Below are 19,109 nucleotides of genomic sequence, written 5' to 3'. Positions count from 1 at the left end.
GATGCGCCGTTCCCACCTGGCCGGGCCCGCCCTGGCCGCCAGCTTCCTGCTCGCCGGCTGCGGGGCCGATACCGCCCGCAATTTCGGCTTCACCCGCGACGCCCCGGACGAGTTCCAGGTCACGACCCGGGCGCCGCTCTCCATGCCGCCCGCGCTCGGCGAATTGCCGGTGCCGCGCCCCGGCGCCACCCGGCCCCAGGAAATGACCGTCCGGCAGCAGGCCGAGGCCACGCTGGTGCCCGGCGCGATGCTCGGCCCGGCCCCCAGCACGCCGCAGACTGCGTCGGAGAGCGCCCTCCTGTCCCAGGCCGGCCGGCCGGTCGGCGACGATATCCGCCGCCGGGTGGACCAGGAAAGCCTTCGCCTGGACCAGGCGGACCGGGACCTGACGGACCGGCTGATCTTCTGGCGCGAGCCGGAACAGCCCGGCACCCCGCTCGACGCGCGCCGGGAAAGCCAGCGGCTGCGGGAGAACTCCGCGCTCGGCCGCGACCCCACCGAGGGCGAGACCCCCCGTCATCCAGCGCAGCCGCAGCGGCAATCCCCTGACCCGCATCCTGGAAAGCATCTTCTGATCGTGCCCCCGCCCGATGACCGGAGGGCCGCAAAGCCCGAAGGTCTGAATCGGGCGGGCAATACGCATCCCGATGACCAGAGGGCCGCAGGGCCCGAAGGTCTGAATCGGGCGGGCAATACGCGCTCCGATGATCGGAGGGCCGCAGGGCCCGAAGGTCTGAATCGGGCGGGCAATACGCGCTCCGATGATCGGAGGGCCGCGGGGCCCGAAGGTCCGGATCGGGCGGGCGGCATGCATCCCGATGACCGGAGGGGCGAAGGCCGGCGGGATTCGGCGCGGGCGGGCGAGGGACCGGGTTTGCGGCCGGGCGGCGTCGCCCCACATGCTGGACCATGCCCCTCGTGACCCGCCGCACCGCCCTCTGCTCCGCCGCCGCCCTGCCGGTGGCGCTGGCCACCCCGGCCGCCACCCCCTTGGCCGCCCCCGCGGTGCAGCCCGCGCCCGAGGTGCCGGTGCTGCCGCCGGACCGGCCGCTGTTCGGCGCCGTCACCTGGACCCTGCCGAACGGGCTGCGGGTGGTGCTGGCGGAAAGCCGCCGGGTGCCGGTGGTGGCGCATTACCTCTTCTATGCCGCCGGCGGCGGCGAGGACCCCGCCGGCCGTTCCGGCACCGCGCATTTCCTTGAGCACATGATGTTCAAGGGCAGCCGCAACGTCGCCCCCGGCGCCTTCTCCCTGGCCGTGGCGCGGGAGGGCGGGCAGGACAATGCCTTCACCTCCCGCGATGTCACCGCCTATCACCAGACCGTCGAGGCCAGCCGCTTGCCGCTGGTGATGCGCCTGGAATCCGACCGTTTCGCCGCCCCCCTGCTGCCCGCCGAGACGGTGGAGCCGGAACGCGCCGTGATCCTGGAGGAACGCCGGCTGCGCACCGACAGCAACCCGCGCGGCCGCTTCTGGGAAGGTTTCGAGGCGGCGCTCTGGGGCCGGCAGCACTGGCACGGCCGGCCGATCATCGGCTGGGAGGACGAGATCCGCGCCATCACCCGCGACGACATGCTTGGGTTCTACGCGCACCGCTACGCGCCCGCGAATGCCGTGCTGGTGGTGGCTGGCGATGTCCGGGAGGCCGAGTGCCGCCGCCTGGTCGAGCAATTCTACGCCCCCGTCCCCGCCCGCCCGGCCACGCTGCGCGACCGCGCCCCGCCGCCCGCCGGCGCCGCCATGCCGCGCCTGGTGCAGCATGACCCGGCGGTGCGCGAGGCGGTGTTCATGCGCTCCGTCATCGCCCCGAGCCTCACCTGGCCCTCCCCTCCCGGCACCGGCCCGGCCCAGGCCTGGGCGCTGGAGGTGCTGGCGCATCTGCTCGGCAGCGGCCCCGGCAGCCGGCTGCACCGGTCGCTGGTGGAGACCGGCCTCGCCACCACTGCCGGCGCCTCCTATGACGGCGAGGCGGCGGGGGCGGCCAGCCTGACCCTTTCCGCCACGCTCCGCCCCGGCATCACGCCCGAGCGGCTGGAGGCGGCGGTGGATGCCACTGTCGCGGCGCTGCTGCAGGACGGCCCGACCGAGGCCGAGCGTGCCCGCTCCGTCCGCCAGATCGCCACCGGGGCGGTGCTGGCGCTGGACGGGATCGGCGCCGCGCCGCGCATGCTGGGCGGCGCGCTGGCCATCGGCCTGCCGCTCGACCTCGTGGAATTCTGGCCGCGGCATCTGCGCGAAGTGACCCTGGCGCAGGTGACGGAGGCGGCCCGCGCCGTGCTCGGCGGCGCCCCCAGCGCCACCGGCTGGCTGCTGCCCGGCCCCGCGGATAGGCCCGCCTCAGCCACGCCGGGCCGGGAGCCGCCGGCGTGACCCCCCTTGATCGCCCCGCGCAAGGGGAGGCGGGCCAGACCGCCCCCGGCTTCTCCCTGCCGATCCAGATCGTCGAGGCCGGCGGCGTCACCGCCTGGCTGGTCGAGGACCATGCGGTGCCGGTGGTGTCGCTGGCCTGGTCCTGGCGCGGCGGCGCAGCGCTCGACCCGGCGGGGCAGGAGGGGGCAGCCGCCATGGCCGCCGCCCTGCTCACCGAGGGCGCCGGGCCGCTGCCCGCCACCGAATTCGCCGATGCGCTGCGGAACGAGGCCATCAGCCTCGCCTTCTCCGCCGACCGCGACGGCTTCGACGGCGGTTTCCGGGCGCTGACCGGGGCGCTGCCGGAAGCGGTGCGCCTGGGCGGCCTCGCCATGACGGCACCGCGCCTGGATGCCGAGGCGGTGGAGCGGGTGCGCGCCCGCGCCATCGCCGCCGCCCGCCGCGTGCTGGAGACGCCCCGTGGCCAGGCCGGCCGCGCCTTCTGGGCCGCCGCCTACCCGACCCATCCGGCCGGACGGCCGAGCGGCGGCACCGCCGAAAGCCTGGCTGCGCTGCCGCCGGAGGCGATCCGCGAGGCTCTGGCGCGGCAGCTCCGGGCCGAAGGGCTGCTGGTGGCCGCGGCCGGCGCCATCACGCCGGAGGGGCTGCGCGATCTGCTGCCGCGGCTGCTGGAAGGGCTGCCGGCGGGCGCCCCGCCGCCAACGCCGCCGCTGCCGCATTTCCGCCAATTCGGCCAGCAGGTGCTGCCGGTGGCGGCGCCGCAATCCGCCGTGGTCTTCGGCCAGGAGGGCCTTGCCGCCGCCGACCCGGACTGGGAGGCGGCGCAGGTCATGCTGCGCATCCTGGCCGGCGGCGGCTTCGCCTCGCGGCTGATGCAGGCGGTGCGGGAGCGGCGGGGCCTGGCCTATGGCATCGGCGCCGGGCTGGACCTGATGTTCCGCCGGGGCGTCATCGTCGGCTCCGTTGCCACCGAGAATGCGCGGGTGGCGGAGACCCTGGCGGTGACGCGGGAGGAATGGGCACGCATGGCCGAATCCGGCCCGACCGAGACGGAACTGGCCGATGCGGTGGCCTTCCTCACCGGCTCCCTGCCGCTCGCCTTCACCGATAGCCGCCGGGTCGCCAATGCGCTGCTGACCCTCAGGCAGAACGACCGCCCGGCGGATTGGCTGGCCGGGCGCCCGGCGCGGCTGGCGGCGCTCACCCAGGCCAGGATCGCGGCGGTGGCGGCGAGGCTGCTGGCGCCGGCCGACCTCTCGGTGATGGTCGCCGGGCAGCCGGTGGGGCTGTAGCGGCGGCCGGCCCTGCCTTGATCGGCCAGGGGCGGAGGGCTTGAATCGATCCTTGGCCGGCAGCACGGGAGCGCAAGGCATGGCGGATGGTCTGGCGGCGGCGCTTACGGCGGCCTGGGCGAGGATTGCCGAATTGGCGGGGCGGCCGCGCACGGATGGCGGCGCGCCCGGCGCCATCCGGCCGCTCTTCGCCGCCGATCCCGGCCGCTTCGGCCGCTTCTCCTGCGCCGCCGAGGGGCTGCTGCTCGACCTCTCCAAGACCTCGCTGACGGAGGAGGTGCTGGCGGCGCTGCTGGACCTGGCAGGGGCCGCCGGGCTGGAGGCGCAGCGTGCCGCCATGGCCGCCGGCACGCCGGTCAACGCCACCGAACGCCGCGCCGTGCTGCACATGGCGCTGCGCGCCGGCCGCGACGCCGGCTTCCGCACGGCCGGCGAGGACGCTTCCGCCGAGGTGCAGGCGATGCTCGGCCGCATGCGCGAATTCTGCGCCGCGGTGCATCAGGGGCGGCTGTGCGGGGCAACGGGGGAAGCTTTCACCGATGTGCTGAATATCGGCATCGGCGGTTCCGATCTCGGCCCCGCCATGGCGGCGCGGGCGCTCTGGACGCCAGGGGCGCCGATGCGGGCGCATTACCTGGCGAATGTCGATGCGCATGCCTGGGAGGCGCTGCGGCCCGGCCTCGACCCGCGCCGCACCCTGGTGCTGATCGCCTCCAAGACCTTCACCACCCAGGAGACCATGACCAATGCCGCGCTGGTGCGCGGCTGGCTGGAAGCCTCGGTGGGGGAGGCGGGGGTGGCGGCGCATTTCGCCGCGCTCTCCACCAACCTGGCCGCCACCGCCGCTTTCGGCATCCCGGCCGAGCGGGTCTTTCCCTTCCGCGACTGGGTGGGCGGGCGCTTCTCCCTATGGTCGGCGATCGGCCTGTCCCTGGCGCTGGCGCTGGGCTGGGAGGCTTTCGACCGGCTGCTGGCGGGGGCGCGGGCGATGGACGCGCATTTCCTGGCGGCGCCGCTGCCACGGAACCTGCCGGTGCTGCTGGCGCTGGCCGAGATCTGGCATGTGAACGGCCTCGGCCTGCCGGCCCGCGCCGTGCTGCCCTATGACGAGCGACTCGCCCGCTTCCCCGCGCATCTCCAGCAATTGGAGATGGAGAGCCTCGGCAAGCGCGTGACCCTGGCGGGCGCCCCGGTCGGCCGCGCCACCGGCCCGGTGGTCTTCGGCGAGCCGGGGACCAATGCGCAGCACAGTTTCATGCAGTTGCTGCACCAGGGCAGCACGCCGGTCCCCGCCGATATCATCCTGATCGCCCGGCCCGACCATCCCCATGCCGATAGCCACCGCAAGCTGCTGGCCAATGGCCTTGCCCAGGCCGAGGCGCTGATGCGCGGCAAGGACGCGGCGGAGGTGCGGGCGGAGATGCAGGCCGCCGGCACCGACCCCGCCGAGATCAGCCGGCTGCTGCCGCACCGCCTCTTTCCCGGCGACCGGCCCACCGCCACCCTGCTGCTGCCGCATCTCGACGCCTTCACCCTGGGGCAGCTCGTGGCGCTCTATGAGCACAAGGTCTTCTGCCTCGGCGCGCTCTGGGGGGTGAATGCCTTCGACCAGTGGGGGGTGGAACTCGGCAAGCAATTGGCCGGCGCCATCCTGCCGGAGCTGGAGGCCGGCGTGCCGCGGCCGGGCGCGCATGACGGCTCGACCGAGGGGTTGATGCGGGAGATCGCGCGGTTGCAGGGCGGCGGGTAGCGCCCGGGCCGCCAGTCACCGCCTTGTGTGCCCCGCCCGGGGCGGCCGGGCTGGCATCCTGCGCCCAAAGCAGGAGGAAACCGCCATGCCCGTCGTGCTCCACGGCCCGGCCTACAGCACCTATGCCCGCAGCGCCCGCCTCGCGCTGGAGGAGAAGGGCGTGCCCTATGAGCTGCGCGAGGTGGATATCCTGAAGGGCGCCGGCCAGTCGCCCGAGCATCGCGCGCGGCAGCCCTGGGGCAAGGTGCCGGCCTTCGAGCATGACGGCTTCAACCTGTTCGAGACTTTCGCCATCACCCGCTACATCGACGAGGCTTTCCCCGGCCCCCGGCTGCAACCCGAGGATGCCCGGCGGCGCGCCCGCATGACGCAGATCTGCGGCGTCATCGACAGCTATGCCTATCCCAGCATGATCGGGAAGGTCTTCTGGCAGGCCGCCATCGTGCCCATGCAGGGCGGCACGCCCGACCAGGCCGTGCTGGCGGAGGGCCTGCCCCAGGCGGAACAGGCGCTGACCGTGGTGGAGGGGCTGATGGCCGAGGGCGATGCGGCGCTCTGCGGCGGGGCAGTGAGCCTGGCCGACCTGCATCTCGCGCCGGTGCTCGACTATTTCGTCATGACCGAGCCGGGCCGCGCCGCGCTGGCCCGCCGCCCGCGCCTCAGCGCCTGGTGGGGCCGGATGGGGCAGCGCCCGAGCATGGTGAAGACCCGCCCGGCGCTGGGCTGAACGGCCCGGTCAGCGGAGGGCCGCAGGATACAGGCAGCCCGGCTTCAGCCCTTCCCGCCCTCGGGCGGGAAGGCGCCGCGGTCGGTCGGCCGCAGCGCCTCGAACATCGTCGCCACCTCCGTGTAGTCGCGGTAGCCGCAGCGGGCGATGGTTCGCGCCGCCACCGTGTCGAAGCGCCCCTCGCGCAGGAAGCGCGCGTCGATATGCACGCCGACCACCTGGCCGATCACCAGGAAGCCGTCGGAGGGGCGGCCCTCGGTGTCCAGCAATTCCATCGCCTGCACCACGCGGCATTCCAGCGCCGCCGGGCTCGCCGCGACGCGCGGCGGCCGCACCAGGCGGCAGGGCGCGGCAGCCAAGCCGGCGGCCGCGAACTCGTCCACCCCCTCGGGCAGGCTGTCGGAGGTGGCGTTCATCGCCTCGAAGAGCGGCCGGGTCGCCAGGTTGAAGACGAATTCCCCCGTGGCCCGCGCATTGGCGGCGCTGTGCTTCAGCCCCTCGCTGCCGAAAGCCATCATCGGCGGGCGGTTATGGACCATGTTGAAGTAGCTGTAGGGCGCCAGGTTGGGCCGCCCCGCGGCATCGAGCGTCGAGATCCAGCCGATCGGCCGCGGCGCCACGATGGCCTTGATGGGGTCGTGCGGCAGGCCGTGGCCATGCTTGGGTTCGTAGAACATGCGGCGGAATTAGCCCGGGGCCGCGCGCCCTGGAACCCCATCGGCATCCGGCCCTTGTGGAGCAGGGGCCGCCGGCCGCATGGTCCCCCGCCGAGGCCCCCAGCAAGCATGCCGATTCGCATCCTCCCCGAGACCACCGCCAACCGCATCGCCGCCGGCGAGGTGGTGGAGCGCCCGGCCGCCGTAGTGAAGGAGCTGGTGGAGAATGCGCTGGATGCCGGCGCCACCCGCATCGCCGTGACGCTGGAGGAAGGCGGCATCGGCCGGGTGGTGGTGGAGGACAACGGCGCCGGCATGGCGCCCGACGAGTTGGAACTGGCGGTCGAACGCCACGCCACCTCCAAATTGCCGGAGGAGGCGCTGCTCTTCCGCATCGCCACGCTGGGCTTCCGCGGCGAGGCGCTGCCCTCCATCGGCGCCGTCTCCCGCCTGACCCTGACCTCGCGCCCGCCCGATGGCGATGCCCATGCCCTAAGCGTGGAGGGTGGCCGCAAGGGCGCCGTCATGCCCGCGGCCGGCGCCCCCGGCACGCGGGTGGAGATGCGGGATCTTTTCTACGCCGTCCCCGCCCGCCGCAAATTCCTCCGCTCGCCACGCGCCGAGGCCGAGCAGGCGGTCGAGGCGGTGCGCCGCCTGGCCCTGGCTTGGCCCGAGGCCGGATTCCGCGTGACCAATGACGGGCGGGAGGTGCTCTCTCTCGCCCCCGCCAGCCGCGAGACCCGCATCCACGACCTGCTCGGCCCCGATTTCGCCGCCGCCGCCCTGCCCGTCGCGGCCGAGACCGGCGACCTGGCGCTGGCCGGCCTCGCCGCCCAGCCGGCGCATACACGGGCCACCGGCACCGAGCAGCATCTGGTGGTGAACCGCCGCCCGGTGCGGGACAAGCTGCTGCGCACCGCGCTGCATGTCGCCTATCGCGACCTGATCGCCGCCGGCCGGCATCCGGTGGCGGCGCTCTTCCTGGAATTGCCGCCCGAGGCGGTGGATGTGAATGTCCACCCGATGAAGACCGAGCTGCGCTTCCGCGAGGAAGCCGCGGTGCGCGGGCTGCTGATCGCGGCGCTGCGGCGGGCGCTTTCCGCCGGGGCGGGGGTGGCGGCGCCGGCGCTCACTGCCTATGCGCCGCGCCCCGGCTGGTCCGCCTGGCGGCGCCCGGCCCCGGCGCCGCTGCCGCCCGCTTCCGCCGCCGCCGGCCTGGCCGAGATGCAGCTTGCCCTGGCGCCGCAACCCGCGCCGCCGCCTGCCGCCGCCCTGCCGCTCGGCTTCGCCCCGCCGCGTCCCGCTGCCCCGCCGGAAGCGGCGCCGGCGCCGGCCGACCATCCGCTCGGCCGCGCCCTGGCGCAATTGCTCGATACCTACATCCTGGCCGAGGCGCCGGATGGCGCGCTGGTGCTGGTGGACCAGCACGCCGCGCATGAGCGGCTGACGCATGAGGCGCTCAGGGTGCAGCTCATCGAGGGCGGCGTGCGCGCCCAGCCGCTGCTGCTGCCCGCCGTGGTGGACCTGCCGCCCGCCGATTGCGCCCGGCTGCTCGGCTTCGCCGTGGAGCTCGCCCGGCTCGGGCTGGAGATCGAGGGGTTCGGCCCCGGCGCGGTGCTGGTGCGCGCCCTGCCGGCGCTGCTCGGCGCCGCCGATCCGGCGCCGCTGCTGCGCGACCTGGCCGCGGAACTCGCCGCTTTCGATGAGGCCATGGCGCTGGAGCGGCGCCTGGATGCGGCGGTGGCGCGGCTGGCCTGCCACGGCTCGGTCCGCGCCGGGCGCCGCCTGACGCCGCCCGAGATGGACGCGCTGCTGCGCCAGATGGAGGCAACGCCGCGCGCCGCCACCTGCTCGCATGGCCGCCCCACCTTCCTCCGCCTCGGCGCCGCCGAGCTGGAGCGGATGTTCGGGCGGCGGTGAAACCCGCTAGACTTTATCTTCGCGGATAATACACTTGTCCCAATACGCCTTCATAAGAGGAAACCTGTCACTACAGAAAAATCTCCTGAAATTATCGACCCCAGCGTTGCCCGCTTCCCGCTGTAAGCTGCTAGGGCGATAAATAATTCGTGGTCGCAGATTTCCACCAATTCGGAATACTAGATACCCGTCATCGTCTATCTTCCAAGAATCGAAATGTGCAGAATTTTTCTTCATCTCGGTCTATAATGGCTGCGTGCTTCCGAACTCTGTCCACCAAAGAACAGAATTCTTTAAATCTTTTTGCATTCCAAAATAGGCTTGTCCGTTCGTTAATTGCACAATTATAATCTTCCCCGACTTGGGGGGTTATTGGATATCTTGCGCCTTCCATGATGATTTTTTTAAGAGTGTTGAAGTTTTCCTCGTCATTTGATAGGAATGAAAAGTCAATCGATTTTGCAATAGCTGCCAAGTTGTGGCCGAATTTTTTTGGCGTCATATTGAAACATTGTCTCACGGCATCCGACATACGCTTTTGCCAATCCTGCCTTGAGAAACATTTCTGAAGAGTATCCCAGCAACAACATGGAGGCTCTCGGTAACCCTAGAATCTCATGCCATTGCCGGGGCGTAGGAGTGTATTCAGCATTTGACTTTGATAAGCGTCGTTGCTTTCGTATCCAGAGGGCTCTGTTGAGTCGAGCAGATGCAAAGAGCCCTTCGCCCTCACTTATCCATTCGCTGGCGTTGAAAATGCCTTTGCTCTGGTAGGTGATTTTAGGCTCATGAGGCATAGGGTTTACCCTTCCTCCTGCGGCAGCGCGGCATGCAGGCGCCGCGCCAAGTCGAGCCAGGATTCGTAGTCCTCCGGCTCGCTGATCGCCTCTCGCGCCGCGGTGGCGACCGCGGTCGGCAGCAGCCGCAGCAGGGCGAAGACCATCCAGCGGTCGCGCTCGCTCCGCAGCCGCGCCGCGAAGCCGCCCTCCAGGTCGCGGGCGGCGAGCAGAAGATAGGGGCCGTATTCATCGGCTGCGCGGCCGGGCCAGGATTCGAACATGGCCGGCCAGTCCGGCCGGGCGCGGAATTCCAGCACCGGCTCCTCGCCATGCAGCGCCAGCTTGAAGCGCAGCCGCGGCCAGGCGAATTCGCCGGCCCGCAAGCCCTCCACCCCGATATCGAGGTGCCGGTAGCCGCGATCCGGCGTCTCGTAATGCTCCTGCAGCCGCACCGCGCCGACCTGCGGCGCCTGGCCGCGCGGCAGGCGTGGCATGGCGCGGGTGGGCTGCCGGGTGCGGACCGCCACCGGCGCCCCGGCCGGGATCGGCGCCGCCAGCCGCAGGCCGGAGAGATCGGCCCATTCCACCCGCAGCAGCTCCTCCGGCGCCGTGCCGCAATCCCGCAGCACCAGCACCACCGCAACGCTATCCGGCACCTCCGGCGGTAGCGCCAGGGGCAGGCGGAGCCCGCCCTCCGCCGGCCCGGCCCGGCGCCAGCCGGACCAGCGTGAACCCGGGGCCAGCAGGGAGAGGTCTGCCTCCGCCGCCACCGCCGCGCCGGCCGGCTGCAACCAGAGCGCCGCCTCCAGCAGGGCGGCATCGCCGAGCCGCACCGCCAGTTCCGCCTGCAACAGGTCGAGCCCCCGCACCGGCACCGCCGGCAGCAGCACCAGGCAGCGCTCGCCGCCGGAAAGCGAGGCCAGCAGCCGCGGCGCCTCCGCCCCCAGCGCCACCCGCTCGACCCGGCCGGAGGGCAGGACCGCGCTGTCCCAGAGCTGCGCCGGCAGATGCACGGGCACGCCCTCCGGCGCCAATGGCAGGTCCAGGTCTTCCCAGTTCCAATGTGCCGGCAGCAGGAAGCGGCGGCCGAAGGGCACCGTCCAGAGCCGCAGCGCCAGCGCCCGCGCACCCTCCGCCACGCCCTGCCCCGGCGGCGCCTCCGCCTCCTCCAGCGAAAGGGAAAGCCGGTCCCCCTCCGCCAATTCGGCCTGGAGGTCGAGGCAGGCCGTCTCCCGCACCGGCCCGATCGGGCGTGGCAGGTCGAAGCCGATCCAGCCCGGGGACAGGGCTTCCGCCGGCAGGGTCCAGGAGCCGAAGATGCGGCGGCTCTCCCCGGCATAGAGCCGCAGCCGCAGCCGCGCCGCGGGCGAGACGCTGGCCGCCCGCAGATGCAGGGCGAGCGAGGCCAGCCCCTCCAGCGCCACCGGCAGCACCTGGCCGAGGATCAGCCGCCCACCCTCGGCCGCGGCCGCATGCCCGGCGGAGGAGGGCTCGGTCGCCAGCGCCAGGCTGGGCGGCGGTGGCGGCAGGGCCTGGTTGGCGGACTGCGTCAGGGCGAGCATGGCGATCCGTGCCTCCTCCCCCTCCTGCCGGGCCAGGACCAGGGCCTGCTGCACCTCGCCGGCCTGGGCCTGGGCGCGGGCCAGCCCCGCCACCGCCAACCGCGCCAGCTCCGGCAGTGCGGCGGCGGCACTGGCGGCCTCGATCAGCGGCGGCGCTTCCGGCGCGATGGCGGCCCAGGCATGCAGCAGCGGCGCGGCGGCCTCGCGGCTCGGCGCCACCAGGGCCAGCACCCCGGCCGGCGGCGCCGGCAGCGGCAGCACCGCGAGCACCGGGTCGGTGCCGGGGCGATGCAGGCGCAGCCCCGCAGCATCCTCGCGCAGCAGCCAGAGCGAGAGGCCGGGCAGCGCCAGCGCCTCGGCCTCCGCCACCCTCTCCAGCGCCAGCAGCAAGGGCTGGCCGGAATGCAGATGCCGCAGCGCCGCAGGGTCGATCAGCAGGGTCATCGGGGGGGACTCGGAACAGGGTTCCAGGGGCAGCAGGCGGTCCAGATGGTCGAGGAATTCCCGCATGGTCGCGTCCCAGCCCGCCTGCCGCAGCCGGGCGGCGGCGCGGGCGCCGATCGCGGCCAATTCCTCGGGCCGGGCGGCGAGCCGCGCCAGGATCGCCACCATGGCGGCGATGATCGCGCTCTCCGGCTGGTCGTGCCGCACCAGGAAGCCGTCCACCCCGTCCTCCAGGATCTCCGCCACCGCGCCGACATCGGTGGCGATGACGGCGCAGCCCATGCGCTGCGCCTCCAGCACGGTGAGCGGCACGCCCTCGAAGCGGGAGGGCAGCAGCACGGCATCCGCCCAGGCATAGAGCGCGTCCAGCGCCGCCGGCGCCAGGGCCGGCGGCTCGATCGCCACGCCGAGATCGGGCGGTGGCGCATCCAGCACCGGGCGGCCGACCACCCGCCATTCCACCAGGCCGCGCGTGCCGGCGATGACGGCGGCCAGCCTATCCAGCCCCTTCTGCGCATCCAGCCGGCCGAGGAACAGCGCCCGCAGCGGCCCCCCCCGCGCGCGCCTGCCGCGCCGCGCCGGCGGCGGCGATGCGCCCGGGTTCGGCGGGATAGGCCGGGGCATTCCGTAACAAGTGCAGCTTGGCCGCCGGCACCCCCTGCGCGATGCACCAATGCCGCAACTGGTCGGAGATCACGGTGAAGCCGTCATAGGCATGTTCATAGGCGAGCGCACTGTGCGGCGTGCCGAGCGGATCGCCCCAGGCCCCGCGCTCCACCAGATGCAGCCCGCAGAAGGTTTGGATGCCGAGGCTGCGCAGCCGCGCCATCAGCGCATGCCCGCCCAGGCTATGGGTATTCAGCACCGCATCCATGCCGGCCAGCAGGCCGAGCGCATCGGTGGCGCCGGGCCGGCTGCCGAAGGCGGCGATCTCGGCGCCGAAATAGGGGTTGCGCCACTCGGCCTCGTTCGCCTCCAGGGCGGGCAGCAGGTTGATGCTCTCGAAAGCGGCCGGCATCCCCTCCGGCCAGGCGATGCGGCTGGCGCCGAGCACGAACAGGTGCGTCCGCCAGCCGCGCGCGCGCAGCACCAGGGCCTGGTTCAGCACCACCCGCTCCACCCCACCCAGCGCAAAGAGCGGCAGCACGAAGCCGAAGCTGCGCCGCCCCGGCTGCGGCGGGCAGGGCAGCAGGGTGCCGAGGCCGGCGAGCGCCCCGACCCGCGCCGCGGCGGTGTCGCGCCGGCCGCGGAAATCCTGGCGCCAGCCGGACGGTAGCAGCGAGCGGCGGCGGCGCGCCCGGTCCAGGCTGGCCGCCTCCAGCAGCAGGAAGCGGAGCAGCAGGCTTTCCCGGGGCGGGCCGGGTTGCGGCGCCTCGGCGGCGAGGTCTTCCGGCGCCCGGTCCCGCGGAGGCTCCAGCGGGGCGGCCTGCATCGCGCCGTCCGGCAGCGCCGGCTCCTGCCTTGCCGGATCGGGCAGCGGCAGGCCCGGCGTGCCGGGCGGCAGCGGCAGGCCGACCCGGATGCGCCGGAGACGGGGCTTCGGCCGCGGCCCGGCCAGGCTCGCCAGCCAGTCCAGCCGCCTCTCCCAGGGGCTGGCGCCGAAGAGGGCCTCCTCCTCCGCCTCCGCCTCCTCGGCATCGAGGCTCCGGGCCGCGGCATCCTCGGCCCAGCCGTCATCGGGCCAAGCCTCGCCGGGGCGTGCCCGGCCGGAGAGGGCGCTGCCGGGCCGCACCTTGCCGGCATGCAGGCTGCGGGACCGGCGCCGATCGGGCCGGGCCTTTCCGGACCGCCCCTCCTCCCGTCGCCCGTCCTCGGGCCGGTCATCCGCGGGCCGGTCATCCTCGGCCGGATCGCGCCGCGTCTCCTCGGCGGGGCCGGTCAGGCTGCCGGCCCTGGCGAAGATCGCCGCGACGCCGCCGAGCCCGCCGGCCCCGGGGCGCCCCTCCACCACCACTTCCCCGGCCTCGCACGCGACGATCTCCACCGCCACCAGGTCGCGGCCGCGCAGGGCAGTCTCCGCCAGCCAGAACAGGTTGCGGATCAGGCCATGGTCGCGGAGCAGCGCCAGCGCCTCCTCCGTGGCGAAGACCAGGATGGCGGGCCAGGCCCGCGCCGCCGGGGCGGCCTCGGCCGCCAGCAGGCGCTGCCGCGCAAGGGCGGCGGGCACTACCTCCAGCGGCGGCCCCGCCGGGTCGAGCAGCAGCCGCACCTCCGCCCGGTCCGGCGTGTGCAGCGCGAAGCGCGGCGCCTCCGCCGCCTCCAGCGCCAGCAGGCGGCCCGGCCGGAGCAGCGCCGCGTGCTTGCGGTGGAGCGCGGCCAGCAGCGCCGGGCGCTGCCGTTCCGAGGCCGCCAGCATGCTTTCCGGACGGCGGCGATAGAGGAAGCCGGAGTGCGGCAGATGCTGCCCGGCGAAGCCGGCGGCGGCGGCCTGCAACCAGAAATCCCAGTCCTCGAAGCCGCCGCGCATGGTCTCGTCGAAGCGCGGCCCAGCCTCGAAGACCTCGCGCCGGACCAGGCTGCCCGCCTCGCAGTAATTCTGCGCCAGGAGTTGCAGCAGCGACCAGTCGCCCGCCGCCGACCAGTTCCTTGTGCCGCCGAACTCGTCGAAATCCGGGTAGAGCCAGCCGATCCCGGGCGGCGCCGCCTGCATGGCCGCCCAGGCGCGTGCCAGGAAGGGCGGCAGCAGCCGGTTGTCGGCATCCAGGAAGAACAGCGCGCGGCATGAGGGGAAGGCGGCGAGGGCGAATTCCACCCCGGTATTGCGCGCCGCCGAAAGCCCGCCATTCCGCCGCCTGAGCAGGAAGACCTGGCCGGGATGCAGGGCGGCGAAGCCCTGCGCGGTTTCGGCGGTCTCCGGGAAGGGGCAGCCATCATCCACCACCACCACGGCGGTGGGCGGCGCCCCCCTGCTGGCCGAGCGCGGAGGCGATAGCCTCGGCCAGCAAGCCGGGCTGGCGCCAGGCGGGGATGATGACGGCAAGGGTGATCTCGCCCGGCCCGGCCTGGGGCGCCGGCGGCATGGGTCCGTCATTCATTCCAGGCTGGCATCCCCGGCGCGCGGCCCGGCCAGGGCGCGCAGCAGCCCGGCATAGTGCCGGAACATCGCGGCTTCGTCATGCGCGACCGCATGCTGCCAGGCCGCCGCCACCTTGCGCCAGCGCCGCGCCGGCTCGGCCAGGCTGGCCGCCACCCGCCCGGCCAGGCTGCCGGCGGTGGCCTCGCCCGCCACGGCGGCGAGGTCGAAGGCGGCATCGCCGAAGGCTTCCAGCGCCGCCTCGGTCGCCACCACCGGACAGCGCCGCGCCGCCGCTTCCAGGAAGACCAGCGGGCAGCCCTCCAGCCGCGAGGGCAGCAGCAGCGCATCGGCGGCCAGCAGCCATTCCGCCACATCCCCCATTTGGCCGAGCAGCCGGAGCGGGCCGGGCCGGGCCGCACCACCGGCCGCGGGATGCGCCGCCAGCACCGGCGCGAGCGGCCCCTCGCCGAGCGCCGCCAGCACCATGCCCGGCGGCAGCCGCTGGGCGATGCCGGGCAGCAGGTCGGCACCCTTGTTCGGCTCCAGCCGTCCGGCGAAGACCAGCAGCGGCGCCGTCCCCGGCAGGCCGAGCAGCCGCCGCTTCGCCGCCCGCGCCGCCTCGCGCTGCCCCGGCCGCTCCCGCGGGAGGGGAACGCCGTTCGTCACGGTGGTGACGGCCCCCGGTGGCAGGCCGAAACAGGTGGCGAGCCGCGCCGCCACCGGGTCCGAGACCGCCACCCAGCGAGTCGGGCCGGGCCGCAACGCCTGCGCCGCCGCAATGGTGGGCGGGTCCAGCTCGCGCGGTGCCAGATGCGCCACCGCCAGCACCGGAACCCCGGCCTCTGCCAGCGCCTGCTGGATGCCAAGCCCATGGGTCGGCCAGGGCAGCGGCAGGATGGCGGCATCCGGCCGCGCCGCCAGGATCGCCGCCATGGCCGCCGCCGCCTGGCGACGGATATTCGCCTCCGCCGCCACTTCCGGGTACCAGCCGATCGCGAGCCCCTCCAGCCCCGGCGCCAGATCGGGGCCGAGCAGGGCGGCGAAGCGTGGCCGCAGCGCCGGCTCGATCGCCAGCCGCAACGTGAGGCCGGATCGCGCCAGGGCGCGGGCGAGGGCGACACTATGCACCTCCACCCCGCCGATGCCGCCGGAGGGCAGCAGCATCAGGACCCGCCTCACGCCGCTGCGGGCCGCAGCACCAGCAGATGCGCGGCGCCATGCGCGCGTTCGGCCAGCAGGGCGAAGCCGGGCGGCGGCGTGGCACTGGTGCCGTATTCGGCGCAGATCAGGGCCCCGGGCGCGATCCAGCCGGATTTGCCGAGGGCGGCCAGCGCCGTCTCCACCAGCGCCTCGCCATAGGGCGGGTCGAGGAAGATCAGATCGCAGGGTGCCGTGGCACGTGGCGGCTGGGTGGCATCGGCGGCGAGCACGGTGGCACGCGCCTCCTCCCGGCATGAGGCGATATTGGCGCGCAGCGCGGCCAGGGCGGCACGATCGTTCTCCAGGAAGACCGCCTCCGCCGCGCCGCGCGAGAGCGCCTCCAGCCCCAGCGCGCCGGTGCCGGCGAAACCGTCCAGCACGCGGGCGCCCTCCACGCATTCGCGGCCGGCCCAGGGGGCGTGCCAGAGCATGTCGAACAGGGCCTGACGCACCCGCTCGGCGGTGGGGCGGGTGGCCTGGCCGGGCGGCGCGACCAGCCGGCGCCCGCGATGGCGGCCGGCGATGATCCTCACCCTTCGCCCTTGGGCTCGTCCGGGGGCGGCGCGCCCGCGGCCTTCCGCCCCGGCCGGGGCGGCGTGGCGAGGCCGAGCTGCTCGCGCAGCACCTTCGGGTTCACCTCCTCCACCGCGCCGCGCGGCAGGGCGCCGAGCTGGAAGGGGCCATAGGCGGTGCGGATCAGCCGGGTCACGCCGAGGCCGAGATAGTCCATCACCCGGCGGACCTCGCGGTTCTTGCCCTCATGCAACGACACGGTGAGCCAGGCATTGGCGCCCTTGCGGGAATCAAGCCCCGCCTCGATCGGCGCATAGCGCAGGCCCTCCACCGTCACGCCGCGCGCCAGCGCCTCCAGCGCCCGCTCATCCACCATGCCATGCACGCGCACCCGGTAGCGCCTGAGCCAGCCATTGGCGGGGAGTTCCAGCCGGCGGGCCAGCGCGCCGTCATTGGTCAGCAGCAGCAGCCCCTCGGAAGTGAGGTCGAGCCGGCCGATGGAGACCACGCGCGGCAGGCCGGGCGGCAGGGTCTCGAAGACCGTCGGGCGGCCCTTCTCGTCGCGATGGGTGGTCACGAGGCCGGCCGGCTTGTGGTAGCGGAACAGCCGGGTGCGCTGCGGCTCCGCGACCGGCTTGCCGCCCACCGTCACCAGGTCGCCGGGCTTGATGAAGGTGGCCGGGTTGTCCACGACCCGGTTCTCCAGCCGCACCCTGCCCTCGGCGATCAGCTTCTCCGCATCCCGCCGGCTGGCCACCCCGGCGCGGGCGAGCCATTTGGCGATCCTCTCTCCGCGTTCCGGTGCGTCCTCCGTGGTCACCGCCGGCAGGCCTGCACGAAAGCCTCGAAGATCAGCGGATCGGCCGGGTCCACCGCGTATTCCGGGTGCCACTGCACGCCGAGCGCGAAGCGGTAGCCGGGATGCTCGACCCCCTCCACCACCCCGTCCGGCGCCGTGGCATTCACCACCGCGCCCGCGCCCGGCGAGGCCACCGCCTGGTGATGCGCGCTGTTCACCGCCATGCGCTCGCGGCCGGTGATGCGCGCCAGCAGCGTGTCGGGGGCGATGGCGATGGGATGGCCGGGCTGGTCGCGCGGATTGGGCTGCTCATGCTCCAGCGCGGCCTCGATGCTGTCCGGGATGTGCTGGATCAGCGTGCCGCCCAGCGCCACGGCCAGAAGCTGCTGGCCGCCGCAGATGCCGAGCACCGGGATGTCGCGCGCCAGCGCGCCCCGTGTAACGGCCAATTCGAAATCGGTCCGCCCCTCCTTCAGGGTCACGGTCGGATGCGCCGGGCCGCCGCCATAGAGCGCGGGATCGACATCGAAGGCGCCGCCGGTCACCACCAGCCCGTCGATCTCGGCCAGATAGGCTTCCGCCAGCTCCGCCTGGTGCGGCAGCGCCACCGGCAGCCCGCCGGCCTCGGCAATGGCGGCGAAGTAGTTCTTGCGGAGCGCATACCAGGGCAGCTTGGAGTAGCCGCCCGGCTCCTCCGCATCCAGGGTGACGCCGATGACGGGGCGGGATCTGCTCATGCGCCGTTGCTAGCGCTCCATGCCATGCCGGGGCAAGCGGCGGGATGGGCCATCCTGCCTAATCCGGCGGCTTGGCTTCGCCGGTATCCTCGCGCCCGTCCAGGATCGCCTCCTGGGCGCGGCGGAAATCCGCCTCCCCTGCCTGGGGCACCCGCTCGCGCGCCGCGGCGACGGCCTCGGGCCGGTGGCACAGCCGTGCCAGCAGCGGCAGGTGGTCGGAGCCGATATCGGGCAGCCGCTCCACCGCGAGCAGCCGGAATTCCGGGGTGAAGAAGACATGGTCGATCGGGAAGCGCAGCGGCCCCGGCAGCCAGGTGGGAAAGGTGGCGAAGACGCCGCGGCCGACCCTGGGGTCCAGCATGCCGCCGACGCGCTGCAACAGCCGCGTCACCGGCGACCAGGCCACGGCGTTCAGGTCTCCGCCGATCAGGGCCGCGCCGCCGCCGCGCACCTCCTCCGCCGCCAGAAGCAGTTCCGCATCCCGCTGGCCGGTGCCCTCGCTGGGCAGGGGCGGCTTCGGGTGCAGGCCGTGGAAGGTCACCACCGCGCCGGAGCGCAGGCGGAGGCCGGTGCGGAGCGAGGGCACATAGCCGCTGACCAGATGGCGGACCTCCGGCTGCACCGTATCGAGCCGCGTATAGAGCGCGAAGCCCCAGAAATCCGCCCGCGGATGCAGGACGTGATGCGGATAGGCCGCTTCCAGCGGTTGCAGGGCGTGGACCCAGCCCGGGTCCACCTCCACGGCGAAGACCGCATCGGGGTCGGCGCGGCGCACCGCGTCGAGGAAGGGCCCGGCGCCCTGGTTGCTGACCCGCAGATTGGCGACCACCACCGAGAGGCGGTCCTCGGGCGCGCAGTCCCCGGCCGGCAGGGCCTGCACGGGATGCAGGGGGGTATAGGGCCAGAGCCAGCGGAGCTGCAGCCCGAGCGCCGCCACCAGGCCGGCGAGCAGCGCCCAGCTCGCCGCCCGCCGGTCGAGCAGGGGCCAGGCGGCCATCGCCAATACCAGCAGCAGGGCAAGGAGCGGCCGCGGGAAGTCGAGCGCGCGCACCCACCAGTCATCGGTCGGCACCAGCGGCGCCAGGGTGGCGCCGACCAGGGTGAGGCCGGCTGCCCAGACGGCGATGCGAATGCCGTCGCGCCTGGTCATGCCGCGCCATCCCGCCGCGCCTCGGGAGGGGATCGAAGGGGGGGCCGGTTCCATCATGCGCTCCGCTCCTCCTCCCCGCCGTGCCGGCCCGCTGCTTCAAGCGCCAGGGAGGCCGAAGGTTCGGAGACCGTTTCCCGCCCCGCTTCCCGGCTGTCGCAACCGGCCGGTCTCTGGTCTGATCGCAGGGCACCGCA

At 73.9% G+C, this 19,109-nt stretch carries 16 protein-coding genes; 6 read left to right on the top strand and 10 right to left on the bottom strand.

The genetic code is table 11. The annotated features are described in order from the left end of the window. The first annotated feature begins 1 nt into the window (after position 1). The 5 genes from KSF81_RS29005 to KSF81_RS03665 all read left to right on the top strand — a co-directional run bounded on the left by KSF81_RS29005 (position 2) and on the right by KSF81_RS03665 (position 6,139). Positions 2–922 (top strand): DUF3035 domain-containing protein, encoded by a 921-nt coding sequence (locus tag KSF81_RS29005; RefSeq protein ID WP_254453347.1) that lies wholly within the window; start codon positions 2–4, stop codon positions 920–922. After that, positions 910–2,370: a pitrilysin family protein gene (locus tag KSF81_RS03680; protein WP_217377813.1), complete on the top strand. Its 1,461-nt coding sequence runs from the start codon at positions 910–912 to the stop codon at positions 2,368–2,370. Before KSF81_RS29005 ends, KSF81_RS03680 begins: the two co-directional genes overlap by 13 nt. Continuing rightward, complete coding sequence (locus tag KSF81_RS03675; RefSeq protein WP_217377811.1) at positions 2,367–3,662, top strand: pitrilysin family protein; 1,296 nt, start codon at positions 2,367–2,369, stop codon at positions 3,660–3,662. The genes KSF81_RS03680 and KSF81_RS03675 overlap by 4 nt, the downstream gene beginning before the upstream one ends. Before the next feature lie 79 nt (positions 3,663–3,741). Then, positions 3,742–5,412: a glucose-6-phosphate isomerase gene (gene pgi, locus KSF81_RS03670; protein WP_217377809.1), complete on the top strand. Its 1,671-nt coding sequence runs from the start codon at positions 3,742–3,744 to the stop codon at positions 5,410–5,412. An 85-nt stretch (positions 5,413–5,497) separates the two neighbouring features. Further along, entirely contained in the window at positions 5,498–6,139 is a 642-nt protein-coding gene (locus KSF81_RS03665) for a glutathione S-transferase family protein (RefSeq protein WP_217377808.1), read from the top strand. A 44-nt stretch (positions 6,140–6,183) separates the two neighbouring features. Here the strand turns inward: KSF81_RS03665 and KSF81_RS03660 are convergent, their stop codons facing one another. After that, positions 6,184–6,816, bottom strand: a complete 633-nt coding sequence (locus KSF81_RS03660) for a flavin reductase family protein (protein ID WP_217377807.1) — start codon at positions 6,814–6,816, stop codon at positions 6,184–6,186. A gap of 108 nt (positions 6,817–6,924) precedes the next feature. On the opposite strand from KSF81_RS03660, the gene mutL reads away from it, so the two are divergent. Next, entirely contained in the window at positions 6,925–8,715 is a 1,791-nt protein-coding gene (mutL, locus tag KSF81_RS03655; RefSeq protein WP_217377806.1) for a DNA mismatch repair endonuclease MutL, read from the top strand. Positions 8,716–8,905: 190 nt separating this feature from the next. On the opposite strand, the gene KSF81_RS03650 is transcribed toward mutL, so the two are convergent. From KSF81_RS03650 to KSF81_RS03615, 9 genes are all read right to left on the bottom strand, one after another. Then, entirely contained in the window at positions 8,906–9,247 is a 342-nt protein-coding gene (locus KSF81_RS03650) for a hypothetical protein (protein WP_217377804.1), read from the bottom strand. Between the two features lie 270 nt (positions 9,248–9,517). Next, positions 9,518–11,983, bottom strand: coding sequence for a DUF6212 domain-containing protein (locus tag KSF81_RS29000; RefSeq protein WP_309139695.1), 2,466 nt, complete (start codon positions 11,981–11,983; stop codon positions 9,518–9,520). A 13-nt stretch (positions 11,984–11,996) separates the two neighbouring features. Then, positions 11,997–14,387 (bottom strand): glycosyltransferase family A protein, encoded by a 2,391-nt coding sequence (locus KSF81_RS31260; RefSeq protein ID WP_217377803.1) that lies wholly within the window; start codon positions 14,385–14,387, stop codon positions 11,997–11,999. After that, the gene (locus tag KSF81_RS03640; protein WP_217377801.1) at positions 14,371–14,535 is read right to left on the bottom strand and encodes a hypothetical protein; all 165 of its coding nucleotides are present in this window, start codon (positions 14,533–14,535) and stop codon (positions 14,371–14,373) included. The genes KSF81_RS31260 and KSF81_RS03640 overlap by 17 nt, the downstream gene beginning before the upstream one ends. After that, complete coding sequence (locus KSF81_RS03635) at positions 14,532–15,680, bottom strand: glycosyltransferase family 4 protein (protein WP_217377800.1); 1,149 nt, start codon at positions 15,678–15,680, stop codon at positions 14,532–14,534. The genes KSF81_RS03640 and KSF81_RS03635 overlap by 4 nt, the downstream gene beginning before the upstream one ends. A gap of 11 nt (positions 15,681–15,691) precedes the next feature. After that, positions 15,692–16,249, bottom strand: a complete 558-nt coding sequence (gene rsmD, locus KSF81_RS03630; protein ID WP_217377799.1) for a 16S rRNA (guanine(966)-N(2))-methyltransferase RsmD — start codon at positions 16,247–16,249, stop codon at positions 15,692–15,694. Then, positions 16,246–17,049 carry a pseudouridine synthase gene (locus tag KSF81_RS03625; protein WP_217377797.1) on the bottom strand — a complete coding sequence of 268 codons (804 nt, stop codon included), beginning with the start codon at positions 17,047–17,049 and terminating at the stop codon, positions 16,246–16,248. The genes rsmD and KSF81_RS03625 overlap by 4 nt, the downstream gene beginning before the upstream one ends. Further along, entirely contained in the window at positions 17,046–17,765 is a 720-nt protein-coding gene (locus KSF81_RS03620) for a gamma-glutamyl-gamma-aminobutyrate hydrolase family protein (protein ID WP_217377795.1), read from the bottom strand. The genes KSF81_RS03625 and KSF81_RS03620 overlap by 4 nt, the downstream gene beginning before the upstream one ends. A 58-nt stretch (positions 17,766–17,823) precedes the next feature. Further along, the gene (locus KSF81_RS03615) at positions 17,824–18,915 is read right to left on the bottom strand and encodes an endonuclease/exonuclease/phosphatase family protein (protein WP_217377794.1); all 1,092 of its coding nucleotides are present in this window, start codon (positions 18,913–18,915) and stop codon (positions 17,824–17,826) included. Positions 18,916–19,109 lie beyond the last annotated feature (194 nt).

Source organism: Siccirubricoccus sp. G192, assembly GCF_019084075.1.
In the GTDB taxonomy this organism is placed as follows: domain Bacteria; phylum Pseudomonadota; class Alphaproteobacteria; order Acetobacterales; family Acetobacteraceae; genus G192.
The sequence above is the reverse complement of the archived record's forward strand: the minus strand, read 5'-3'. Positions and strand labels throughout refer to the sequence as shown.